Here is a 24,954-nt window from a genome sequence, read left to right as displayed (position 1 = left end):
ATAAAATATTTTTTACATTTATTACTAAAATATTAAATAAAGCCTGTTACTTTTTTAAAGCCAGTTTGTAATACAGATACGTGAAGGATATAAACAGAACAATTGTTGAATGTATTAAAAACAGGCAAAACGAAAAAGCGTTGTCTTATCTGTATAGTCATACCCTCAAAAAAGTAAAAGGTTATATCTTAAGCAATAGCGGCACGCAGGATGAAGCAAATGACATCTTTCAGGATGCGGTTATTATTTTCTTCAAATCTGTAATCGAAAACAAGTTTGAAGACAATTTATCGGTTGATGCATACCTTTTCACGATATCGAAAAACTTATGGATCAATGCAGCTAAAAGAAAACGAAAGCTCGTTCATGTAGATATTGAAGACCAGCATCTTTCAGCCGAATCATATAATCAGCTTGATTCTATGATCTCAGCCGAAAAAAGAAAAGCACTGGATATCGCTTACAGTAAACTTGAAGATGCCTGCCGGAAATTACTCGGACTGGTTGCATACGAAAAATTAAGTATGAAAGAACTTCAGGAAAAGATGCAGCTTTCCAGTGAAAATGCAGCCAAAACAATGCATTACAGATGCAAACAATCTTTCCATAAGATCATTAAAGAAAATTCAGATCTATTAAATATACTAAAGCCTTGAGACCGGATCTTGAACACTATTACCTGATTGACCAGTACCTTGAGAACAAACTCACGGGGCAGGAATTAGCGGCATTTGAACAGCAGCTGATGCAGGATAAGGCTTTTGCGAACGAAGTGCAGGAACAGCGCATGCTCAATAACCTGATCCTCGAAGCCGAATTAAAAAGTGTGCGAAGCCAGATAGAAAAAGATCTGCTGAACATGCAAACGCCTTCGTTCTTCCGCATGCATTGGCAATGGATTAGCGCAGGTGCCTTATGTTTGCTTGGCTCCTTGTTTTTTATGCTGCCTGGTAAAAAAGATATTCAAACAGTTTCTCTCCAGAAATCTGCCGCTTCACATATTGAAAAGGAAAATAATCCAGATATTGCACCGGTTGAAAACACGACGCAAAAAACAGCAACAGCTCTGAACCTGCCTGCAAAAACGGATATAAGCGATATCGTTACCCGTACACAAGCAACTGACACAGCACAAGCTGGCAGCCTGGTTATTGCTGGTACACCTGTGATTGTTCCCGTCAATACAAAAACAGAACCTGCTCTTGAGACAACAGCAGGTGAAGAAAATAAAAAAACAGATTGTTCTTTAACCAAAATAACATCTGTCATTACTACGGAGAACAGCTGCATGAACACGGAGACAGGCTCGATACATATTGATAAGATCAGCGGCGGAATTGCTCCGTATACGTACACACTTAACAACAAAAAAATTAAAGAGAAAAATGTTTCTGCATTGGGTGCCGGAATCTATGAGGTGAAAATATCAGACCGAAACGGATGTTTATCCGAACAGAAAATTTCTATCCTTGAAAAAAACTGCACACCTGCTATTCAACAGGGAACGAAATTCAACATCAATCCGATGCTTGGCGAGACATGCTCTATCGCGTTCGATACAGATAAAAAAGGAAGCCTGACCATTTATAACCGAAGCGGAAAAATTGTTTACCGCGTTACAAATCCATCCCTTGATTACATTGAATGGAACGGAAGCGATGGTACCGGAGCACTTGCTGAAGCAGGGCTTTATGTGTATCTTATCGACTACACGGATGGGACAAAAGTAACCGGAGAAGTGACTATTACCAGATAATGAAAAAATACCTATACATATCAGTTATCTATTTTTTATTTGCCGGCATATACGCGGCAAATGCCCAGCCTTATTATACCATTCCGGATATAAATCTTCGAAATGTATTAATAAGAGATTACCCTGCCTATATGAATGCTGAAGGGCAGCTGAATGTAGCCGCAGCAAAAATGATGTCGGCCGATCTGAATCTTGACAATGCAGACATTCAAAACCCTGACGGAATACAGTTCTTTGAAAAAACGGGAATTCTGCGTTTGAGAAATAATAGAGTAACAAACGTGTCGCAGTTAAGCTACATGAAAAATTTACGCCGGATTTATGTAAACGGAAATCAAATCACTTCCATTCCTAATCTGGCAGACCTTTACCAGTTAATTGATTTGTATGTCGGGAATAATAAAATAACTTCTATTGCAAGCATTGCAAATAAAACAACGCTGCTGTATTTAAATGCTGCCGGAAATGCGCTGACTGAAATACCGGATCTTTCTGCATTGGTAAATCTTAAAACATTAGCGCTGGATTTTAATTCAATCAGTGTGTTGCCTGACTTAAGCATGAATAGTAATCTTCAACAGCTTAGTATAAGCAACACCAATATCCATAGTATTCCCAGCCTGCCGACTCTTCTCAATCTTGAAATATTCAATTGTGAAAAGACAAACATGACAGATCTTTCGGGTTTACATACAAACACAAAACTGATTAAACTGCTTGCTCAGAATTGCAGAGTAAGCACACTTCCGAACTTTGCCAACAAACCAAACCTTACTACTGTAAACCTTTCAGAGAATTACCTTACGTTTGAAGATCTTATTCCGCTGGCATCACTTCCGAATTTTTCTGTCTTTACCTATGCACCGCAGAAGAACATCAGTATTCCTGCCTATGTGGATATACGCGAACGTAATATGTATACCTACCAGATTCCGATCGACCCTGCACTTACAACAAATACATTTACCTGGTATAAAAACAACACACCCTTGTTAACAAATGCTACAGGGAACTACAGCTTCGCTCCTGCTTTCATGAGTGATTCAGGTATATATTCTGCATACATTACAAATGCTGCATTGCCGGGCCTTACACTAAAGACCAATACATCAAAACTAACCGTACGTACGTGTATGGACATCAGCAAGCTAAACATAAGTGTATTATCTTCCGATTGCCGTGAAGGCTCCCTGATAGACATTGCCGGCACAACGGTTGACGGTGCTGTAGCTCCGGTCAATTATATCCTTCAATCAACAAGTCCTGTAAAAAATATGACAGGAATTACAGCTACACAGTTTCCTAACATCATACCGGGAACGTATGTATTACAGGCAACCGATTCAAGAAACTGCACAACCTACAAGACATTCCTGCTGGATAAAGGAAGCGATTGCGAATCTGTTTTTTCCCCCAACGGAGATGGCATCATGGATAATTATTTTATTCCTGACATTGGAACGGTACGGATTTACAATACTTCTAAAAAATTAATTAAAACACTTCAGGTTCCCGGCGCGTGGGACGGATCAACCGATGCTGGCGGCATGGCCGATTCGGGTTATTATGTCATTATCATCAATGAATCCGGCAGCATCGGTGTAAGCCTTATGAGGTAATTTTTTATTGCTGTTTATTTGCCACATACCAGCTCATACATGAGACGGCAATGCAGCGCAGTCTCTCTCAAGTATTGTATCCTGACTTATTTTTGTAACGACACAATACCTGGCCTTTCCTTTTTTATGCCCTGCGCCGCTTTTATTGCCGTGCGGCTTTAGCTAAGGGTAAAAGCTGTTAATCCATATTCAATTCATTCACATACCAGCTCATACATGAGACGGCAATGAAGCGCAGCCTTTCTCAAGTATTGTATCCTGACTTATTTTTGTAACGACACAATACCTGGCCTTTCCTTTTTATGCCCTGCGCCGCTTTTATTGCCGTGCGGCTTTAGCTAAGGGTAAAAGCTGTTAATCCATATTCAATTCATTCACATACCAGCTCATAAATGAGACGGCAATGAAGCGCAGCCTTTCTCAAGTATTGTATCCTGACTTATTTTTGTAACGACACAATACCTGGCCTTTCCTTTTTATGCCCTGCGCCGCTTTTATTGCCGTGCGGCTTTAGCTAAGGGTAAAAGCTGTTAATTCCTATTCAATTCATTCACATACCAGCTCATAAATGAGACGGCAATGAAGCGCAGCCTTTCTCAAGTATTGTATCCTGACTTATTTTTGTAACGACACAATACCTGGCCTTTCCTTTTTATGCCCTGCGCCGCTTTTATTGCCGTGCGGCTTTAGCTAAGGGTAAAAGCTGTTAATCCATATTCAATTCATTCACATACCATCTCATAAATGAGACGGCAATGAAGCGCAGCCTTTCTCAAGTATTGTATCCTGACTTATTTTTGTAACGACACAATACCTGGCCTTTCCTTTTTATGCCCTGCGCCGCTTTTATTGCCGTGCGGCTTTAGCTAAGGGGTTTGTTATCCGGTTAAGCCAATAGCAGCAGATAAAGAGTCAATAAAATTCAACCAGGTGTAATACAGGATTTTTTTACGAAAAACATGAACAAAACCTGTTACCTTTTTAAGCCTTTTTTGTATTAGAAGTAGATAAAGTCAATTTCTATAACCAACATCATTTATATGAAAGAATTCTACATTCTCTCAACGCTGAAAAGAATCATTTTTATAATTTTCCTTTCTGGCATTACTTTTCAGCATACATTTGCTCAATACCAGATGGAACAGCTCAACCGAGGGGTTGTAGCTGTAAGTATGGGTGGAACCAAAGTATTTGTCAGCTGGAGATGGCTGGGGACAGAAGATAACATCACGTTCAATTTATACCGAAACGGTACAAAAATAAACAGTACACCGCTTACAGTAAGCAATTATACGGATAATGCGGGCAGCACCTCTGCTTCCTATACCGTAAAAGCTATCGTTAATGGTGTTGAGCAGGCCGCTTCTGAGGCTGCAACACCATGGGCACAAAAATATTATACGCTGCCGTTAAATGTACCTGCAGGCGGAACAACGCCAACAGGAGAAGCTTATACGTATAGTCCGAATGATTGTAGTGTAGGTGATGTGGATGGCGATGGCACATTGGAAATAGTTGTTAAATGGGACCCTTCCAATGCAAAGGACAATTCGCAATCTGGCTATACCGGGAATGTATACATTGATTGTTATACAATGAAAGGTGTGTTTTTATGGAGAATCGATCTTGGAAAAAATATCCGTGCAGGCGCGCATTATACACAATTCCTGGTGTATGATTTTGATGGAGACGGAAAAGCAGAAATGGCGTGTAAAACTGCCGACGGAACAAAAGATGGCAAAGGCGTTGTGATAGGATCTGCAACAGCAGATTATAGGAACAGCAGCGGTTATATTTTAAGCGGCCCTGAATTTCTAACCGTATTTAACGGGAAAACAGGAGCTGCAATGGCTACTGCAAATTATACGCCCGGCAGAGGCACGGTGTCAAGCTGGGGAGACAATTATGGAAACAGAGTAGATCGTTTTATTGCAACGGTTGCTTATCTTGACGGACAGCGCCCGAGCATGGTTTTCGGACGTGGTTACTACACACGTTTGGTACGTTCTGCCTGGGATTTCAGAAACGGCCAGTTAACACAACGCTGGATCTTTGACAGCAATGCGTCCGGAAATGGCAGCTATGCAGGCATGGGCAATCACCAGATGACGGTTGGAGATGTTGATGGAGATGGCAGGCAGGAAGTATGTAACGGCTCAAGCGCGGTAGATAATGATGGTAAAGGTTTATATTCAAATGGACTTGGGCACGGTGATGCGCTGCACATGAGTGATATGGACCCTGACAGACCGGGCCAGGAAGTATGGCAGTGTCATGAAGAACCTAAAAAATATGGCAACAATGGCCTGGCTTTTAAAGATGCAAAAACCGGACAGCCGATCTGGAGCCTGGGTGGCGGAGATCAGGGAGATATCGGCCGCTGTATGGCCGGTGATATTGATCCGCGTTATAAAGGATATGAAGTATGGGGATCATCGGGTTCGTTGTATACATGTAAAGGTGTAGCCATAGGAACGTCAAAACCTTCTGTAAACTTTGGTGTTTACTGGGATGGCGACCTGCAGCGCGAATTACTGGATGGGGCTAAGCTGGATGAATGGGATTATGTGAATAACCGCATGAACCGGTTAGCAACATTATATGATGCCTCTTATGGCGGCGGTACTCCATGTAATACAACAAAAGCCACACCGAATATCTCCGGAGATTTATTCGGAGACTGGCGTGAAGAAATTATTTTACATTCAGCAGATAATAAAAATCTGCTGATCTATACAACAACCATTCCGTCTGATTACAAATTCAGAACTTTGCTGCATGACCCGCAATACCGCGTAGCTATTGCCTGGCAGAATGCTGCATATAATCAGCCCCCGCATCTTAGTTATTATCTGGGTACCGATATGGCAACGCCTGCTAAACCTGATATAACAATCGTTGGAAATAATACAACAGGTTGTGTCCCGGCAATAGCTGTACCTTCAACTGCTTTCTGTGCCGGTGGGTCTGTGCTTATGACAGCAACCACAGGAACTTCCTATAAATGGTTCAATGGAACTTCTCAGGTAGGAACAGCTGCAACCTATACAGCTACTACAGCCGGAAATTATACGGTAGAAGTGACGAATGCTTCAGGCTGTAAAGCAACAAGTATTCCGGTAACAATCACGGTTAATACATTACCCGTTATTACTCCATATGTAAAAATAGATGCAAATGCATGGACCAGTAGTTCAACAGCTGCAGTCTGTGAAGCTGACACAGTCAATTTCGGACCGCATCCTAATGTTGCTTCTGGCTGGAGTTGGACAGGGCCAAATAATTTCAATTCATCCTTAAGGAATCCGGTTCTTACTGCTATTACCGCTACACAGGCAGGAACGTATAAAGCTACTTATACGGATGCCAACGGCTGCAAAACAACCAGCGACTTTATTCTTCAGGTATCGAAACCAACGGCAGCAATCACGGTTTCTGCTGCTTCATTCTGCCCGGGTGGTTCAGCAGTGCTGACAGCAAGTACAGGGACAACATACAAATGGTTCAAAGGAACAACAGCCCTTGGAACAGCGTCAACACAAACCGTTACAGAAGCTGGCGCCTATACCGTGGAAGTAACAAATGCGGCAGGCTGTAAGGCAACATCGGCACCATCAACTGTAACCCTCAGTACTCCACAGGCAACGCCAACAATTACAGCAACGGTAACATCATTCTGCCCGGGTGGTTCAGCAGTGCTGACAGCAAGTACAGGGACAACATACAAATGGTTCAAAGGAACAACAGCCCTTGGAACAGCGTCAACACAAACCGTTACAGAAGCTGGCGCCTATACCGTGGAAGTAACAAATGCGGCAGGCTGTAAGGCAACATCGGCACCATCAACTGTAACCCTCAGTACTCCACAGGCAACGCCAACAATTACAGCAACGGCAACATCGTTCTGCGCAGGTGGTTCAGCAGTGCTGACAGCAAGTACAGGAACAACATATAAATGGTTCAAAGGAACTACAGCGCTTGGCACAGCGTCAACACAAACCGTTACGGAAGCGGGCGCCTATACCGTAGAAGTAACCAATGCCTCCGGGTGTAAAGCAACGTCGGCTGTAACACAAATAACACTGAATGCTGCACCGCCGGCAATCATTACAGCATCAGCAACATCGTTCTGCGCAGGTGGTTCAGCAGTGCTGACAGCAAGTACAGGAACAACATATAAATGGTTCAAAGGAACTACAGCGCTTGGCACAGCGTCAACACAAACCGTTACGGAAGCGGGCGCCTATACCGTAGAAGTAACCAATGCTTCCGGATGTAAAGCAACGTCGGCTGTAACTCAAATTCTTACTACGCAACCATCTGCCTGGTATGCAGATACTGATGGCGATGGCAAAGGCGATCCTGCTGTTACAATGACGGCATGCACACAACCTGCCGGCTATGTAGCCACAGCCGGCGATGGCTGTCCGGCCGATGCCGGCAAAATCGCTGCGGGCAATTGCGGATGCGGCAATACAGAAACTTCGTGTCTGGATTGTGCGGGTGTTGTTAACGGAATGGCTGTACTGGACAACTGCAACATCTGTGTAGGCGGCAATACCGGCAAATCAGCCTGCGTAACAACGGCAACAGTAAACGGTTCAGCAGCTAACATTCAAGTGATCCCGCAACCGTTTGACGGTACTACTACCATCACGGTTTATAACATAGGCATGATCCAATCCATAACAATCATAAGTGCTTCCGGAGCTATTGTTGAAACAAGACAGGGATTGAGCACAGATGAAATAACAATCGGCGAATCATTAGCAGCAGGTCTTTATTCGGTGATTATTACAACCGAAAATGGCATGTATACTACCCGGATCGTAAAAAAGTAAATACGATGGCAAAGGCGATCCGGCTGTTGCTCCATAGCCTGCACACAACCTGCAGGCTATGGAGCAACAGCCGGCGATGGCTGTCCGGCGGATGCGGCAACACAGAAACTTCGTGTCTGGATTGTGCGGATATTCCTAACGGAACAGCCTTGCTGGATAACTGCAACACCTGCAGGCGGCACCACCGGAAAATCTCTTTGTGCAACAACGGATATTTTTATGTATTTAACCTTTTCTAAAAATACATTATCCATTTTCCCTCAACCATTTACACAAAACGTAGTCCTTTCATTAAAAAATAATCCAATTAATCCGTTACTTTTTTCAATCTGCAGGGTCTTTAATAGAATACCATCCCGGTACAGGCACCTCAGAAATACAATCCGGGGAATCTTTACCTAGCCGATTGTATATCCTTGTTGTAGAAACCGAGTTTGAGGTTTACAAGTAAAGTTATAAAACACTGATTTATAGCGTTAACCTGTTTATGGAACAAGTTGTTCTATAAACAGGTTAACGCTATAGCCAATAGCACATATGATTATTTTACTAAATAATGTAACTTTAATAGCTGGTTAAACACATATATTGAATGACTAAATCCTCCTACTCCTTCTTTCAAGTGTATACGCAGAGAATCATCCTTCCATTATTGTTCCTGCTTACATACACGGTTACATTTTCACAAACCTATAAATGGGATAACGTTGCTATAGGTGGCGGCGGTTTCGTTTCCGGAATCATCACCAGTAAAACCGAGCAGAATGTTATGTTTGCCCGCACCGATGTTGGCGGTGCATACCGCTGGGATGCAACAAACTCGAAATGGATTCCCCTACTCGATTGGAATTCAGAAAGTGAAACAGGATATCAGGGGGTTGAATCGATCGCGATGGACCCCAAAGCATCAAAAAATGTATACATGCTTGTTGGTACGGATTATTTCAACGCAGGTAAAACGGCAATATTACGCTCGTCTGATTATGGAAACACATTTGCTGTAACAGATGTAACGTCTAAGTTTAAAGCACATGGCAACGGCATGGGCAGGCAGAACGGTGAAAAACTGGTGGTAGATCCGAATAAAGGATCCATTCTTTTTTGCGGAACACGATATAATGGTTTGTTTAAAAGTACGGATTCCGGTGCAAGCTGGAACAATGTAACAACAACAGGCAGCGGTACACCAAATGGTAATGGTTTAAGTTTTGTTTTGATTGACCCGAAAAGCGGTACAACGGGCAACGCATCGCAAACCATATTTTTTGGTATCTCTCAGACAAATGATAATTTTTATAAAAGCACAAACGGTGGTGCATCCTTCAGCGCTGTAACCGGCGGACCAAATTTAATGCCGCAACGCGCAGTATTGGCAAGTGATAATAATATGTATATCACCTATGCAGATAAAGAAGGTCCATGGAATATTTCCAACGGACAAATATGGAAATATAATATTACGACGGGTGTATGGACAAATGTTACGCCAACAGTACCTACTATGGTTGCAGGCTTTGGCGGTATCAGTGTGGATCCGAATAACCCGAACCGATTGATTGCATCAACAACGAATTTATACTGGACACAGTTTCCGGATTCTTACGGAGACCGTTTCTTTTTAAGTACAAACGGAGGTGCAACCTGGACAGATTTAGTAGGAAACAGCGGAATAACCGTTAACCCGAACGGCTGTACCTGGATCACCGGAAAGTCTATTCACTGGGCTGGCTGCATCGAATTCAATCCGTTCAATACAGCGCAGGCATATGTTATTTCCGGAAACGGAATATTTGTTTGCGACAATGTAAACGCGGCAACAACAACCTGGAAGTTTTTGGTAAAAGGACTTGAAGAAACAGTCCCGCTGGATATTGTAAGTATTACGGGCGGTCCGTTAGTTTCTGTCATTGGCGATTATGATGGTTTTATTCATACAGATGTTACACAATATGCTCCGATCCATACACCCAACATTGGTACAACAACAGGTTTGGCTGTTGCTGCCTTAAACAGCAGTAAAATGGTACGTGTCGGAAATGACATGTATTATACGCTGAATCAGGGAGCAAGCGCCTGGACAAAAACCACATCGCTTAATGGTACAAAAGGTAAAGTTGCTCTTTCTGCAAATGGCACTACCCTATTACACTGTCCGGAAGGGTCATCTACCATGTATCGTTCTACCAACAACGGCAGCTCCTGGTCTACCTGTAATGGCATCAGCATTAAAGATGCCGTGCCCGTTGCAGATATGGTGAATTCCAGTAAATTCTATGCGTACAGCAATACCTCCGGTTCAGTTATGGTAAGTACCGATGGTGGTGCAAATTTCACGGCTGCTTCAAATGCGGGAACAAACGGTTCACCGATCATGCGTACCGTTCCGGGTATTGAAGGAGATATCTGGCTCGCCTTATATGATGGCGGTTTAAAACATTCAACAAATTCCGGCACAACATTTACATCCATATCAAACGTTACTACCTGTTCGGCAGTTGGCTTAGGTAAAGCAGCACCTTCAGCAACGTATCATACCATTTATATCTGGGGAACTGTAGGCGGTGTAAAAGGCGCCTTCCGTTCAATCGATAAAGGTGTAACCTGGGTACGTATAAACGATGATGCGCATGAATACGGCGGACCTGGTAACGGGCAATTTATTATCGGAGACATGAATGTTTACGGCCGTGTGTATATGAGCACCGTTGGCCGAGGTATTGCTTACGGAGAAACAACAACAGCAACGTGTACAGCAACAATCACCAGCGCTTCTACGTCTTTCTGTACAGGCGGTTCTCTTTTATTAACGGCAAGTACAGGAACAACCTATAAGTGGTACAAAGATAATGTTGCCATCACCGGAGCTACCAATTCAACCTATGCAGCAACTGCTGCCGGTTCGTATACGGTAGACGTTACAAACGCGGGCAGCTGTACAGCAACAGCTGATGCTAAAACCATTACCGCAACGGCATTACCAACAGCTGCCATTACAACAACTGCCGGTTCATTCTGCGCCGGTTCTGCTCTTTCACTTGCCGCAAGCACCGGTACCGGTTTAACCTACCAATGGTCGAATGCTGCAGGTACGATCTCCGGGGCAACCGCTTCAACGTATGCTGTGAATGTTGCTGGCACCTATAAAGTAACGGTTACAAACACCGCTACAACCTGCTCTGCAACATCAGCAGATAAAACCATTACCGCAACGGCATTACCAACAGCTGCTATTACAACAACTGCCAGTTCATTCTGCGCCGGTTCTGCCCTTTCACTTGCCGCAAACACCGGTACCGGTTTAACCTACCAATGGTCGAATGCGGCAGGTACGATCTCCGGAGCTACTGCTTCAACGTATGCTGCAACTGTTGCAGGCACGTATAAAGTAACCGTTACAAACACTGCTACAACCTGTTCTGCAACATCAGCAGATAAAACCATTACCGCAACGGCGTTACCAACAGCTGCTATTACAACAACTGCCAGTTCATTCTGCGCCGGTTCTGCTCTTTCCCTTGCCGCAAACTCCGGCACCGGTTTAACCTACCAATGGTCAAATGCTGCAGGCACGATCTCCGGAGCAACTGCTTCAACGTATGCTGCGAATGTTGCAGGCACGTATAAAGTAACGGTTACAAACTCTGCTACAACCTGCTCTGCAACATCAGCAGATAAAACCATTACCGCAACGGCATTACCAACTGCTGCCATTACAACAACTGCCAATTCATTCTGCGCCGGTTCTGCCCTTTCACTTGCCGCAAACTCCGGTACCGGTTTAACCTACCAATGGTCAAATGCTGCAGGCACGATCTCCGGAGCTACTGCTTCAACGTATGCTGTGAATGTTGCAGGCACGTATAAAGTAACGGTTACAAACTCTGCTACAACTTGTTCTGCAACATCAGCAGATAAAACGGTTACGGTAACTAATTCACTTACCTGGTATGAAGATGCCGATGGTGACGGGAAAGGCGATCCGAACGTTACAGTTTCTTCGTGTACGCAGCCATCAGGTTATGTTTCTACCGCAGGCGATACCTGTCCGGCTGATCCTGCCAAAACAGCTGCCGGTAACTGCGGCTGTGGAAAAACAGAAACAAGCTGTTTAGATTGTGCGGGTGTACCAAATGGCGCGGCATTTATGGACAATTGTTCGATCTGTGTGGGTGGTACAACCGGAAAAAATCCGTGTATTACGACTGCAACGATCAACGGAGCCAATACAAACATCACTGTTTCTCCGCAGCCATTCCAGTCACATACAACCATTAAACTGGACAATATCGGAAAGATTCAATCTTTATTGATCATCAGCAGCGCAGGTAGTATTGTTGACAGCAGACAGGACATCAATGCAACGGAAATTACATTAGGTGAATCCTTATCTGCAGGTATGTATTCGGTTATTTTAACTACCGAGTCGGGTGTGTACACAACAAAAATTGTAAAATTCTAGGTGTTTATTTTTTAACACCTGTAAATAAAGGTTCTGCTTATCAGCAGAACCTTTATTTTTTTACTTAAGCTTCTTTTTTTTTATTACCTTGAAAACTGTAACTCATTATTCAGTTTCCCATGGACATACACATCAAACCCATCAATACATTTGCACACGCAGAAATGGATGCTTTATACACAATGATCTTTCATTTTTATGAAGAATATGATCCGACCCATGTAATTACGAAAGAATCCATAAATGATACCATCATTCACCTGACCAATCACCCTGAAAGCGGTTCCATTCAATTTGTTTATGATGCTGAAAATGCCCTGGTGGGATATGTTATTCTGATAAAATACTGGAGCAACGAATACCAGGGATACCTGCTGTTTATTGATGAACTTTATATCGTTCCCGATAAAAGAAGTTTAGGCTATGGCAGAACCTGTATTACATTGATTGAAAAAACATTTCACGACATACAGGCGCTGGCACTGGAAGTTTCACCCAAAAACACGCGGGCCCAGGCGTTCTATCTGCAACTTGGCTTTCTGCCAAATAAAAACAAGACGTTCATTAAAATTAAATATTAATAGATACCATTCATTTTTTATCTGAATACTTACGCCCAAATAAACCGTTCATTCTTTTTAACGGTTTATTTTTTCAAATACGTTTAACATACTACAGCTATGGAAAATTATATACTACCCGCGTCCAAGATTTTATCCTGGGCAGAAGAAGACCGTCCACGTGAAAAACTTTTATTAAAAGGCATTTCTGCCTTGAGTGATGCAGAACTCATTGCTATTTTACTTGGCTCAGGCACAACAAATGTAAGTGCTGTAGAACTTGCCAAACAGATTATGCAGGACAATAATCAAAGCCTGAATAACCTTGCCCGGCAGAATGTAAAAGCCTTACAAAAATTCAAGGGAATTGGCGAAGCTAAGGCAATTACCTTAGTAAGCGCATTGGAATTAGGCAGGCGCCGGAAAGTTGCAGATGTTGAAATCAGGCCACAGGTAAAATCTTCCGAAGATGTGTACAACTATATGCAAAGTAATCTGGCTGATCTTCCGTATGAAGAATTCTGGATTTTACTATTGAACCGGGCAAATCGGATTGAAAAGAAAATACGCATCAGTACCGGCGGCGTTTCAGGTACAGTAGCTGATCCTAAGCTCATTTACAAATATGCGTTGGAAAATTTAGCTTCATCTATTATCTTAGTACATAACCACCCCTCCGGAAATACGAAACCAAGTGAGGCAGATTACAGTTTAACTAAAAAATTGTGTGAGGCAGGAACGTTTTTAGAAACACCTGTTTTAGATCATGTGATAATTTGTAATCATACGTGGTATAGTTTTGCAGATGAAGGAAAAATATAATAGCATTAAACGAAAACAGATTTTACACATCATTTTCGTACTCATTGCCGTAGGTATCGCTGTCAGCTTAATGTTATCAAGCATTAAAGTAAACAAACCGGTTGATATTGTTGCAAAATACCGCGAGCAGAAAGACGATCATTTTAAAACATCTATAAAATCCCCGATCAAAGAAAAAGAAACGTTTGAAGGACTCTCGTATTATGATTATTCTGAAAACTACCGGGTTAAGGCATACATTACGTTTACGCAGGATACACAGCTGATCAGCATGCCGCGTACAGATGGCAAGCAGTCGTTTTATTTATATTTTGCAACGGCCACGTTCAAGATTGATGATAAAATGTGCTCGCTCCGCTTGTATAAATATCCGGATGATGTGCAGGCAAAACCCTTATTGTTTGTTCCTTTTTACGATCAGACAAATGGCGCAGGCAGCTATGAAGGCGGCCGTTACCTGGATGTAGAACTTTCAAATAACAAAACTGTAATCATTGATTTCAATTATGCGTACAATCCTTTTTGTGTCTATAATTATCAATACACGTGTCCTATTCCGCCTGCAGAGAATCATTTGCCGGTAGCAATACCTGCAGGAGAAAAATCATATTTCCACACGCACGAATGATGTTCCCGCCCCGCTATAGCAACCCTGATTACTGGAAGGAATCCGGTATTATACAGGAAGCCCGTTTTCAAACGTCTCTTTCCGGCGGCAAAGGCGGACAGAATGTAAATAAGGTAAGCACAAAGGTTGAAATTTACTGGTCGCCTTCAACATCTGCTGTACTTTCAGAAGATGCGCGTGCACGCGTATTAGAAAAAATTTCATCTAAGATTGATAATGACGGAGAGATCCGTGTTACCTGCGATACAAGCAGAAGCCAATTACAGAATAAAAAAACCGCGATCGATAAATTAAGTATTCTTCTTGCTTTCTGTTTTAAGGAAAATAAACCACGCAAGGCATCCAAGCCAACGCATGCTTCGGTTAAGAAACGCCTGGAAAGTAAAAAGATTCAGAAAGATATTAAAGCCAACCGCAGAAAAGGAAATTACGAATAAAGCCTGCGGTTTCAACCGTGGGCTTTACGTTTCTCATTTATCCATAACGTAACATTAAAAACGGTTTCAACCGTTTTACCTCATAACATACAATGATACCGGTTGGATTGATGCTTATTCATAACTGATGGTTTCAACCATGGGCACATAACGTTACCTTTCAATAAAATTTTTTATCAGCCCACGGTTGAAACCGTGGGCTATTTGCCAACCTTTCCTTCTTCAAAAACAAATTCATTCCTATTATTCCTCACCTTGCTCAAATCAATAGACTTATACCCCATGTTGTAATAATCAATTGTTTTGGCACCTTCTTTTTTTAAAAGAAAATTAACAACGCCAAAAATGTAATTTTTAGATGGCGACTTATCAAGCGCTTTTTTTATGGCTAAATCTTCTTCAGGAAGAAATATGCTGCAATGATCGGGGGTATCTGTATACCTTCTGACTTTTATTTTTTGCCTGTTTGGAAATGTAAACCAATAGATATAATATCTGTACGCATAATCATACCATCCTTGTTCGTCCTTCGTTCCTACATCTTCCTGATATTCCTTTGTCCAAAATATTTTTTCCATGTTTATCCCAAAATAATTATGTATCGGTATAACTAACGCAACAGGGTACTATATGTTACCGGGAAAATTTAAGGAAAGATAAATCCCTTTTATTTGTATGTATTGTATACTTGCGCGCTATACGTGGGCGACACCAGGAGTTACCGCTGCAGGAAAATCCTCCTTGCTGTTATCCTTTATAAATCATTCCGAAGCGATAATACTACACAATTTAATATTATACTAAATAATTAATTGTCTGATGTTTATAAAAATTAAAACTATTAAAAGTATTATCAAACCATAAATAATACCTAAAAAAGAAGAATTCAACCATGTTTTTACAGGATTTTTCTGCAATTTTGAACTTGTAAAATTGTTATTCATAAACACGTACATATCAAATGGCAAATTATTTCAATACTCTTTCATTAAGAGAAAAATTAGATCAGTTAGGCGTTTGCGAATTCATGGACAGAAGTGAGTTTTCTGACGGTGTAGCTGCTTTGAAAGGTAAAAAAATTGTAATCGTAGGTTGTGGTGCACAAGGTTTGAACCAGGGTTTAAACCTTCGTGATTCTGGTTTAGATGTTTCTTATACATTACGTAAAGAAGCCATTGATTCTAAAAGACAATCATTTTTAAATGCTTCTGAAAATGGTTTCAAAGTGGGCACGTACGAAGAATTAATTCCTACTGCTGATTTAGTAATTAACTTAACGCCGGATAAACAACATACTGCTGTTGTGTCTGCAGTTATGCCATTAATGAAAAAAGGTTCTACCTTATCTTACTCTCACGGTTTCAACATCGTTGAAGAAGGTATGCAGATCCGTAAGGACATCACGGTAATCATGGTTGCTCCTAAGTCTCCGGGTTCTGAAGTTCGTGAAGAATATAAAAGAGGTTTCGGTGTCCCTACGTTGATCGCCGTTCACCCTGAAAACGATCCTGAAGGTAAAGGCTGGGATTATGCTAAGGCTTACTGCGTAGGTACAGGTGGTGACAGAGCTGGTGTATTGAAATCATCTTTCGTTGCTGAAGTAAAATCTGATTTAATGGGTGAGCAAACAATCCTTTGTGGTTTGTTGCAAACTGGTTCTATCCTTTGCTTCGACAAAATGGTTGAAAAAGGCATTGATAAAGGATATGCTTCTAAATTGATCCAGTACGGATGGGAAGTTATCACGGAATCATTGAAACATGGCGGTATCAGCGGTATGATGGATCGTCTTTCAAACCCTGCTAAAATCAAGGCGTTCCAGGTATCTGAAGAATTGAAAGATATCATGCGTCCATTATTCCGTAAGCATCAGGATGATATCATCAGCGGAGAATTCTCCCGCATCATGATGGAAGACTGGGCGAATGGCGATAAAAATTTATTGACATGGAGAGCTGCAACAGGTGAAACTGCATTTGAAAAAACGCCTGCAGGTGACGTTAAAATTGCTGAGCAGGAATATTATGACAATGGTTTGCTGATGGTTGCTATGGTTCGTGCGGGTGTTGAACTGGCATTCGAAACAATGACTGAATCAGGTATCATTGATGAATCTGCTTACTACGAATCATTACACGAAACACCGCTTATCGCGAACACAATCGCGCGTAAGAAATTATTCGAAATGAACCGTGTAATTTCTGATACAGCTGAATACGGCTGCTACTTATTCGATCATGCCTGTAAGCCATTATTGGCGAACTTCATGAAGACAGTAGATACAGACATCATTGGTAAAAACTTCAACGCGGGTAAAGATAATGGTGTTGACAACCAGATGCTGATCGCTGTAAATGAAGTATTACGTTCTCACCCGATCGAAATCGTTGGTGCTGAATTACGTGAAGCAATGACTGAAATGAAAGCAATCGTTTCTTAAGTACGACTAAAATCAGAAGTTTAGTATAAAATGAAAAGTGGCCGACGGCGTAAAGCTGGCGGTCACTTTTTTGCTTATTATATAGTTGTAATGAAATCATTTCTCCTTAAAATATTCTTCCAGTACATTCTTATCTGACTGATACCATTTACCTTTATACGGCCCGTATCCATGTCCATTGGTATGTATGCTATCTTTACGGCCATTTTTTCTTATAACTATTATTCTTCCTTTATTCTGGAATTTTACAGGACCTAACACTTGCTGTACGGAATGCATCTTATCTAAAAAACGTGCTACATCATTTATCTGAACGGTGTCTTTCCATTGAATGATCATTACTGCAGATATTGATTCCTGTTCAAAATGATTACCAAGATTATCGTCCGGTGTATATTTTTTAAATAGCGTATTCACAAGGATCACTAAAACTAATACGGTTATCGAAACAGCTGCGATTATCTGTATAACCCAGAAGCGCATCACACGGAATGGATTTTTATCCTTATGTAACCTGTTAAATACAATCAGAATTAATAAAAATGCAATAGCGTAGATACTTGATATCAATACATTGATATTCATAATTTAAATAAATGATTTTTCATTTCATACGAATTATGGGTTACAATGTTTACAAAAAGAATAGTAAACAGCTCTCTTTCTTATTCTCATCCCTCTCTCCTTTTAATTCTTCTGTCCCTGTTCTTTTGCTCCGACATGCCGTGAGCAAAAAGAGTAAAAGAACAAAGATCAGGATTGTACGCCCCTGGATCAAATAAGCTAAAATTCTGATTCTTCGTCACAGCGAATGAGACCGAATGAAGCAAGAATAATCATTGCCGAAATGGGTTTGTAAATTTAACCTACTAACAGAGGTTTGTACATTTAACAAAAAAAATATTGCCAAATAATTTAACAATATTTTTTGTTACCATACTCCTAAGTAACTACGTTAACTTTATCGTGTACGTTAACGTCTTTCTTTGCAGCCCTTGAAAAATAACTGTATACCGCAGGTATTACATACAAGGTAAGTGCTAACGAAATAAGTAAACCGCCTACAATTACGATACCCATACCGGTGCGGCTTTTAGAGGCAGCTCCGAATGCAACGGCAATAGGTAATGCGCCTAAGGCTGTAGCAATACTGGTCATCAGAATAGGCCGCAACCTGGCTACGGATGCTTCTACGACAGATTCAGCAATACTCAATCCTTCCTGTTTTAACTGATTGGCAAATTCAACAATCAGGATTCCGTTTTTTGTGACTAAGCCTATCAGCATAATGAGTCCGATCTGACTGAACAGGTTATTTGTCTGGTTGAAATACCACAGCGAAAAAACGCCGCCACCGATCGCCAGCGGAACGGTTAACATAATAATAAAGGGATCAATAAAACTTTCAAACTGCGCGGCAAGGATCATATACACCAGCAGTAAGGCCAGAATAAAGACAGATGATGTATTAGACGAACTCTCAACAAAGTCGCGGGAAGGTCCTTGCAATGCAGTCGAAAATGATTTATCCAGTAATTGATCTGAAACTTCATCCATTGCTTTCAATCCGTCGCCTATTGTATAACCAGATGCGAGCCCTGCGGAAACAGTTGCAGACATATAGCGATTGTAACGAAATAACTGAGGCGGACTGCTTGCTTCCTGCAGTTCAACAAGATTATCCAATGAAATTAAAATGCCGGCATTACTGCGCACATAGATATTTTTAAGATCCACAGTTTCATTCCGGTTCCTGCGGTCGAACTGGCCAATTACCTGATATTGCTTTCCTGACCGGTTGAAAAATCCAAGACGCTGTCCGCTTAGGGCCAGCTGCAGCGACTGTGCAATATCTGTCACTGTTACGCCTACGTTACGGGCTTTCTCCCGGTTAATCAGCACTTGTACTTCCGGACGATTGAATTTCAGGTTTACATCAACAATAGAGAAGGCAGGTTTTTTTTGGGCTTCTTCCATAAACTTCGGCAGCACTTCACGCAGCTTCTCAAATGTGGGAGCCTGAATAATATATTGAACGGGTAACCCTCTGAACCCTGTATTAATAGTCTGCTCCTGCCCGACCTGAATTTTTGCTTCCGGAAATTTTTTAACGATACGATTGAGCTGATCGGTAATTTCCTGCTGGCTTCGGTCCCGTTCTGAACGGTCAACCAACGGAATACGGCAAAGCCCTGCATTTGTACTTCCGGAACCAAAACCTGCACCGGTAATTGTCAGTACAAGGAATTTTTCAGGAACAGAATCCATAATTGTTTTACTAAAGCGAAGCATGAAATCATCGGTATATTCAAAGCTTGCCCCCTCAGGTGTTGTAATCGTAATACGAATCATACTGCGGTCTTCCAGCGGAGCAATCTCTGCGGGAAGCGCCTTCCAGACAAAAACAGTAAGCACCATGGCAATACCCAGAATAAAAAAAGCCAGCCAGCGTTTTTTCATAAACTGCTGTAATGACTTGCGATACGATTCATTGAGTGCAACAAAAAACGGTTCGGTCTTTTCATAGAAACGAGTCTTCTTATGAACATCTTTGACCAGCCAGGCATTCAACATAGGTGTGAGGGTGAGTGATACAAAAATTGAAATAAAGATGGACGATGCTACAACAATACCAAACTCCATAAATAATTTTCCGACAAAACCTTCCATAAAAATAATCGGCAGGAAAATCGCGATCAATGTTACAGAAGTTGAAATAACAGCGAATACAATTTCGTTGGCTCCGTCAATAGCCGCCTGAAAGGGATTCATACCCAGCTCCATTTTTTTATAAATATTCTCTGTTACCACGATCCCGTCATCAACAACCAAGCCGGTTGATAATACAATTGCAAGCAGCGTTAATATGTTAATAGAAAAACCAAACAGATACATGATAAAAAATGTACCGATGAGAGAAACAGGTATATCAATCAATGGACGCAATGCAACAGACCAGTCACGAAAGAATAGATAAATAATAATTACAACAAGCAGCACCGCTATAAAAAGTGTTTCGATTACTTCATGAATAGACTTGGTAACAAAGCGTGTCATGTCATTTGAAATACTCAATTCATACTCTGCCGGCAGTTCAGTTTTAAGCTGTTCATACCGTTTATAAAACTCTTTGGCAATTTCAACATGGTTTGCACCGGGCTGTGGTATCAGAATACAAGCGGTGCTCGGCACACCATTGATGCGATAGCTGCTTTGTTCATTTTCTGCCCCTAATTCGGCATAACCAACATCCTGCAAACGCACTACTCTGTTATTCTCTGACCGGATGATCATATTATCAAAGCCATATGCATTGCTGAATTTTGCATTCGCTTTCACAGTTAGTTCTGTACTGTTTCCTTCCAGCCTGCCAGCAGGCAGTTCAACATTTTCTTTATCCAGTGCCTGCTTCACATCCTGCAGCGTTACTCCGTAAGCTTCAAGCTTTATGGGATCAAGCCAAAGACGCATGGCATACTTTTTCTCTCCCATCAACTGTACCGTACTGACACCAGGAATCGTCTGTAACCGGGGAATCAATACATCATCTGCATATTCACATATTTCAAGGTCTGTCAGCGATTTATTCGTAACAGTCATTGCAATAATGTATTCTGACAAATTATTATTCTTACTGATTACAGGCGGTCCATCAAGGTCCTGTGGAAGCGAGCGCTGCGCCTGCGATACTTTATCGCGTACATCATTGGTTGCAGTCTCCATATCGATGCCCAGCTCAAACTCCACACTGATATTGCTTGATCCGATGCTGCTTGAGGACGCGATTGATTTTACCCCTTCAATGCCATTGATTGCTTTCTCTAACGGATATGTGATCTGCGATTCGATAACTTCAGCACTTGCGCCGGCATAGCCTACACGTATGGATACAACAGGTGGATCAATCACCGGAAATTCACGGATTCCTAATTTCTGATACCCAAGATATCCGAAAAGCAGAATGATTCCATTCATGACAATGGTCAATACCGGTCTTTTTATACTGATGGTTGATAAACTCATTGCGTTTCCGTTTACTTCTTTTTCCCTTGTACAACTTTAACCGGCGTATTTTTCTTCAGCTGAAAATTACCTTTAACAACAACGGAATCTCCTGCTGCAAGCCCTGAAAGAATCTGTACATTATCGGCGGTACGCAGGCCTGTTTCTATAATACGTTCTTCTGCCAATCCATTTTTCACGATAAAAACTTTTTTACCTGTTAAAAATGGAATAATGGTTTCTGTAGGCACAAACAGTGTTCCTGATTTATCTTTCAGAAAAAGTTCTACATGAGTAAATGCACCGGGTAACAACCGGCCATCTGCGTTACGGCTCAGCGCACGATAACGAACACTTCTGCTTCCTGCATCAACCATCGGGTCTTTCACCGATATCGTTGCAGTATGAACTTCAGCAGAACCTTCCGTTTTAAAATGAACGACATCACCTGCATTAAAAAGACTGGTATATTTTTCAGGCAGTGAAAAATCTATTTTAACCGGATCAAGCTGGTGAATATATGCAACTGTAACAGCAGGTGTGAGGTAGCTTCCGATACTTACATTGCGAATACCGATTACCCCGTCAAATGGTGCACGTATTTCTGTCTTTGCAAGCAATGCCTGATGATATGTACTATCTGCCAGTAAGGATTTCAGATCCGCCAGCGCAATATCATATTCCTGCTGGCTAACGCCTGACAGTTTAAGCAACTTTCTCTGCCGTACTTCTGATTCTTCTGCCAGACGTAACCTTATATTAATTTTATCAAGCTGCGCACGAAGATCTGCATCATTTACTTTGAGTAATAATGTTCCGGCCTTTACACGTTGACCTTCCGGAAGATTCAGGTACGTTATAATACCTGTTGCTTCTGCTTTTAATGCAGCCTCTTCATTTGCAACAATGGTACCGCTTGCATAAATATGATCCTGAAATGCATCATCTCCAACAATACAAACCGTTACAGGAACAGCAGACTGTTTATCTTTGCCTGAACTGTTGCCTCCGGCTTTCTGAGAAGGAAAAAAAATAAGCTTTACAGCAATTAATATACCTATGGCAATACCGGTAATTACGTATAGTCTGATCTTCTTCATACAAGTATGCAGAATACTTACACCTTTTATATTATGCGGAAAAAACATGGAAGGCGTACTATTCTTCTTATTAATTCAACAGGCAATTTATTCAAATCAGCTTATTTCATTTCACAATTTCCTGTATCATACCACTGACTTATCCTGGTCAGTATGAAAAATATTGTCCTGCCATTTTTTACTATGACAGGACAAATTCATTAAACGAACAAAAAAATTAAACTGCTTTTGAAAACTGAACAGCCGAAGAAGCTCCCTCCCAATACCTTTCATCAAAGGCTATACAGATGTTCCGTAAAAACGCCTTGCCGAGATCAGTCACCTGTAAGCTATTGCTTGTAGTTATGATTAAACCGTCTGCTTCCAATGGCGCAAATCTATTTATCAATGCATCGGAAAGATCGCCTTTACACCACGTGGTTTTATATGTACACATTACAGCTAAGATATGTGTGCGGATTTTCAGATCCTGTTTGGTTAATACATGTCCTTTGAATATCGGAATCAGATCCATATCCACGAGCTTCTGATACGCTTCAACCGTTTTAACATTTTGAGCAAATGCTCCCCAGGTATCACTAATTGCTGACACACCCAATCCAATAGCAAAACCAGTATGCTGTGCGGTATAGCCCATGAAATTTCTATGCAGCGTTCCATTGTCAGCTGCACGGGTAAGAGCATCTCCCGGCAATGCAAAATGATCCATACCAATATCAATATATCCGGCATGTAACAGCAACGCCTTGCCTGCTTCATATAACGCCCGCTTTACTTCATCATCCGGCAAATCGAGTTCAGTATATTTCCGCTGACCTGGTTTCAGCCAGGGTACGTGTGCATAGCTGTAAAAAGCAATCCGATCTGGTGTCAATGCAATGGATTTTGAAATGGTATCTGTTATGCCTGCTAAGGTTTGTAAAGGCAAGCCATATACGAGATCATAATTAATTGATGTATAACCAATGGCACGGGCTTCTTCTGTTACACGTACAACATTTTCCAAAGGCTGTACCCGATTGATGATTTCCTGTACATGTAAATCGAAATCCTGTATACCAAAACTCACTCTGGAGAAGCCTAACCGGTAAAGAATATCTAAATGTTCTTTGGTTGTATTGTTGGGGTGCCCTTCAAAACTATACGATGTATGTTCAGGGATAATGCAATCGCATAATATGGAACGGATCAAAAACTCCAGATTATCCGGATGAAAGAATGTGGGTGTACCACCGCCCAAATGCAATTCTGTGAGGATGGGCTTTTCTTTAAATAAATTCAGATATAATTTCCATTCTTTCAGAACAGATTTTATATAGGGCATCTCAACCGCATGATTGACTGTAATACGGGTATTACACCCACAATATGTACACAGACTTTCGCAATAAGGCAAATGTATGTATAAGCTGATTCCACCATGTGTATTGGCATGAAAGAAATCTGTACGCACACCATGCTCCCACTCCTGCTTTTTAAAATTGGCTGTATCCCAATACGGCACTGTCGGGTAGCTTGTATACCGCGGACAGGAAACATTGTATTTTTGAATTAAGCTCTTTTCAGAATGAGTAATTTCCATATAGATCAATGACAAGATACTTCAGCGCAGCCGGATTTATCTGCAGCCGGACTTACATACGGAATTCCTAAATTCATTCCGCGTAAAATCAATACGATTCCTAAGGCACATACAAAAACAGGTACAGCCTTTTGAAATAAGTGTTTTAATGATGCAGGAATATAATTCTTTGTAAAAATCAATGCTACCATAGCCGGTAATGTACCGAGACCAAACAAAGCCATATACAGGCTGCTTTGAAATACATCCTCCATCGCTATAGATCCTATCAGTGTCAGCGATACTAACCCGCAGGGCAATAAACCATTCAGTAAACCAATAACAAACAAAGAAGAAAATGTATGCTGTTTTAAATGCCCGGAGATCGACTGTTTTAACGCGTGTACATACGGAATCGCGATCCATGTTTTACCGGAAGCAGTTTTTCTGAATATAAACGGAGCCAGGATCAACACTACAAGCATGCAGCCTGAAGCAATTGATACGATCTGCTGCAAATCAGCTATTTTAAATGCGGCACCTAATGTTCCAACAATTGCTCCGAGTATACTGTAGGTTACAGCTCGTCCGCTATTATAAAATAATGCAGCCAGAAGACGCATACGTTTATCAGCAGTTTGAATGGGTAAGGCAAGGGCGATCGGCCCGCACATACCAATGCAATGCAGACTTCCCAAAATGCCCATTATTAATCCAGCCCAGATCATA

The 24,954-nt window shown here is 41.5% G+C and carries 17 protein-coding genes; 10 read left to right on the top strand and 7 right to left on the bottom strand.

Going from position 1 to position 24,954, the window contains the following annotated elements:
• Nucleotides 1-80 precede the first annotated feature (80 nt).
• The 4 genes from CHU_RS05645 (at nucleotide 81) to CHU_RS19830 (ending at nucleotide 8,216) form a co-directional block, all read left to right on the top strand.
• Nucleotides 81-656, top strand: a complete 576-nt coding sequence (locus CHU_RS05645) for an RNA polymerase sigma factor (RefSeq protein WP_011584550.1) — start codon at nucleotides 81-83, stop codon at nucleotides 654-656.
• A complete protein-coding gene (locus CHU_RS05640) occupies nucleotides 653-1,756 on the top strand; it encodes a gliding motility-associated C-terminal domain-containing protein (RefSeq protein WP_041932216.1) in 1,104 nt (367 codons plus the stop codon). Before CHU_RS05645 ends, CHU_RS05640 begins: the two co-directional genes overlap by 4 nt.
• The gene (locus tag CHU_RS05635; RefSeq protein ID WP_011584548.1) at nucleotides 1,756-3,375 is read left to right on the top strand and encodes a leucine-rich repeat domain-containing protein; all 1,620 of its coding nucleotides are present in this window, start codon (nucleotides 1,756-1,758) and stop codon (nucleotides 3,373-3,375) included. Before CHU_RS05640 ends, CHU_RS05635 begins: the two co-directional genes overlap by 1 nt.
• 1,040 nt (nucleotides 3,376-4,415) lie before the next feature.
• Nucleotides 4,416-8,216, top strand: a complete 3,801-nt coding sequence (locus CHU_RS19830; protein ID WP_011584547.1) for an immunoglobulin domain-containing protein — start codon at nucleotides 4,416-4,418, stop codon at nucleotides 8,214-8,216.
• 56 nt (nucleotides 8,217-8,272) lie between these two features.
• On the opposite strand, the gene CHU_RS05625 is transcribed toward CHU_RS19830, so the two are convergent.
• Nucleotides 8,273-8,470, bottom strand: a complete 198-nt coding sequence (locus tag CHU_RS05625; protein ID WP_041932215.1) for a hypothetical protein — start codon at nucleotides 8,468-8,470, stop codon at nucleotides 8,273-8,275.
• Between the two features lie 338 nt (nucleotides 8,471-8,808).
• Here CHU_RS05625 and CHU_RS18825 point away from each other — a divergent pair, with 338 nt between their 5' ends.
• The 5 genes from CHU_RS18825 to arfB all read left to right on the top strand — a co-directional run bounded on the left by CHU_RS18825 (nucleotide 8,809) and on the right by arfB (nucleotide 15,122).
• Nucleotides 8,809-12,675, top strand: a complete 3,867-nt coding sequence (locus CHU_RS18825) for a T9SS type A sorting domain-containing protein (protein WP_011584545.1) — start codon at nucleotides 8,809-8,811, stop codon at nucleotides 12,673-12,675.
• A 119-nt stretch (nucleotides 12,676-12,794) separates the two neighbouring features.
• On the top strand, nucleotides 12,795-13,256 hold the full coding sequence (locus CHU_RS18820) for a GNAT family N-acetyltransferase (protein WP_011584544.1): 462 nt from the start codon (nucleotides 12,795-12,797) through the stop codon (nucleotides 13,254-13,256).
• A 99-nt stretch (nucleotides 13,257-13,355) separates the two neighbouring features.
• Nucleotides 13,356-14,057, top strand: coding sequence for a RadC family protein (gene radC, locus CHU_RS05610; protein ID WP_011584543.1), 702 nt, complete (start codon nucleotides 13,356-13,358; stop codon nucleotides 14,055-14,057).
• A 70-nt stretch (nucleotides 14,058-14,127) separates the two neighbouring features.
• Nucleotides 14,128-14,685: a DUF1684 domain-containing protein gene (locus tag CHU_RS05605; RefSeq protein ID WP_238379350.1), complete on the top strand. Its 558-nt coding sequence runs from the start codon at nucleotides 14,128-14,130 to the stop codon at nucleotides 14,683-14,685.
• Complete coding sequence (gene arfB, locus CHU_RS05600; protein WP_238379349.1) at nucleotides 14,682-15,122, top strand: alternative ribosome rescue aminoacyl-tRNA hydrolase ArfB; 441 nt, start codon at nucleotides 14,682-14,684, stop codon at nucleotides 15,120-15,122. Before CHU_RS05605 ends, arfB begins: the two co-directional genes overlap by 4 nt.
• Nucleotides 15,123-15,322: 200 nt before the next feature.
• On the opposite strand, the gene CHU_RS05595 is transcribed toward arfB, so the two are convergent.
• Complete coding sequence (locus CHU_RS05595; RefSeq protein ID WP_011584540.1) at nucleotides 15,323-15,700, bottom strand: hypothetical protein; 378 nt, start codon at nucleotides 15,698-15,700, stop codon at nucleotides 15,323-15,325.
• Between the two features lie 383 nt (nucleotides 15,701-16,083).
• Here CHU_RS05595 and ilvC point away from each other — a divergent pair, with 383 nt between their 5' ends.
• Nucleotides 16,084-17,562 carry a ketol-acid reductoisomerase gene (gene ilvC / locus CHU_RS05590; protein ID WP_011584538.1) on the top strand — a complete coding sequence of 493 codons (1,479 nt, stop codon included), beginning with the start codon at nucleotides 16,084-16,086 and terminating at the stop codon, nucleotides 17,560-17,562.
• Nucleotides 17,563-17,658: 96 nt separating this feature from the next.
• Here the strand turns inward: ilvC and CHU_RS05585 are convergent, their stop codons facing one another.
• From CHU_RS05585 to CHU_RS05565, 5 genes are all read right to left on the bottom strand, one after another.
• Nucleotides 17,659-18,147 carry a hypothetical protein gene (locus CHU_RS05585; RefSeq protein ID WP_011584537.1) on the bottom strand — a complete coding sequence of 163 codons (489 nt, stop codon included), beginning with the start codon at nucleotides 18,145-18,147 and terminating at the stop codon, nucleotides 17,659-17,661.
• 357 nt (nucleotides 18,148-18,504) lie between these two features.
• Nucleotides 18,505-21,585, bottom strand: coding sequence for an efflux RND transporter permease subunit (locus CHU_RS05580; protein ID WP_011584536.1), 3,081 nt, complete (start codon nucleotides 21,583-21,585; stop codon nucleotides 18,505-18,507).
• Between the two features lie 11 nt (nucleotides 21,586-21,596).
• On the bottom strand, nucleotides 21,597-22,664 hold the full coding sequence (locus CHU_RS05575; protein ID WP_041932606.1) for an efflux RND transporter periplasmic adaptor subunit: 1,068 nt from the start codon (nucleotides 22,662-22,664) through the stop codon (nucleotides 21,597-21,599).
• A gap of 217 nt (nucleotides 22,665-22,881) precedes the next feature.
• Nucleotides 22,882-24,246 carry an oxygen-independent coproporphyrinogen III oxidase gene (hemN, locus tag CHU_RS05570; protein WP_041932213.1) on the bottom strand — a complete coding sequence of 455 codons (1,365 nt, stop codon included), beginning with the start codon at nucleotides 24,244-24,246 and terminating at the stop codon, nucleotides 22,882-22,884.
• Nucleotides 24,247-24,251: 5 nt separating this feature from the next.
• Nucleotides 24,252-24,953 (bottom strand): sulfite exporter TauE/SafE family protein, encoded by a 702-nt coding sequence (locus CHU_RS05565; protein WP_041932212.1) that lies wholly within the window; start codon nucleotides 24,951-24,953, stop codon nucleotides 24,252-24,254.
• Nucleotide 24,954 lies beyond the last annotated feature (1 nt).

Origin of the sequence: Cytophaga hutchinsonii ATCC 33406 (genome assembly GCF_000014145.1) — a bacterium.
GTDB classification, from domain to species: domain Bacteria; phylum Bacteroidota; class Bacteroidia; order Cytophagales; family Cytophagaceae; genus Cytophaga; species Cytophaga hutchinsonii.
Note: the sequence above shows the minus strand (reverse complement) of the source record. Positions and strands in the feature narration are given on the sequence as shown.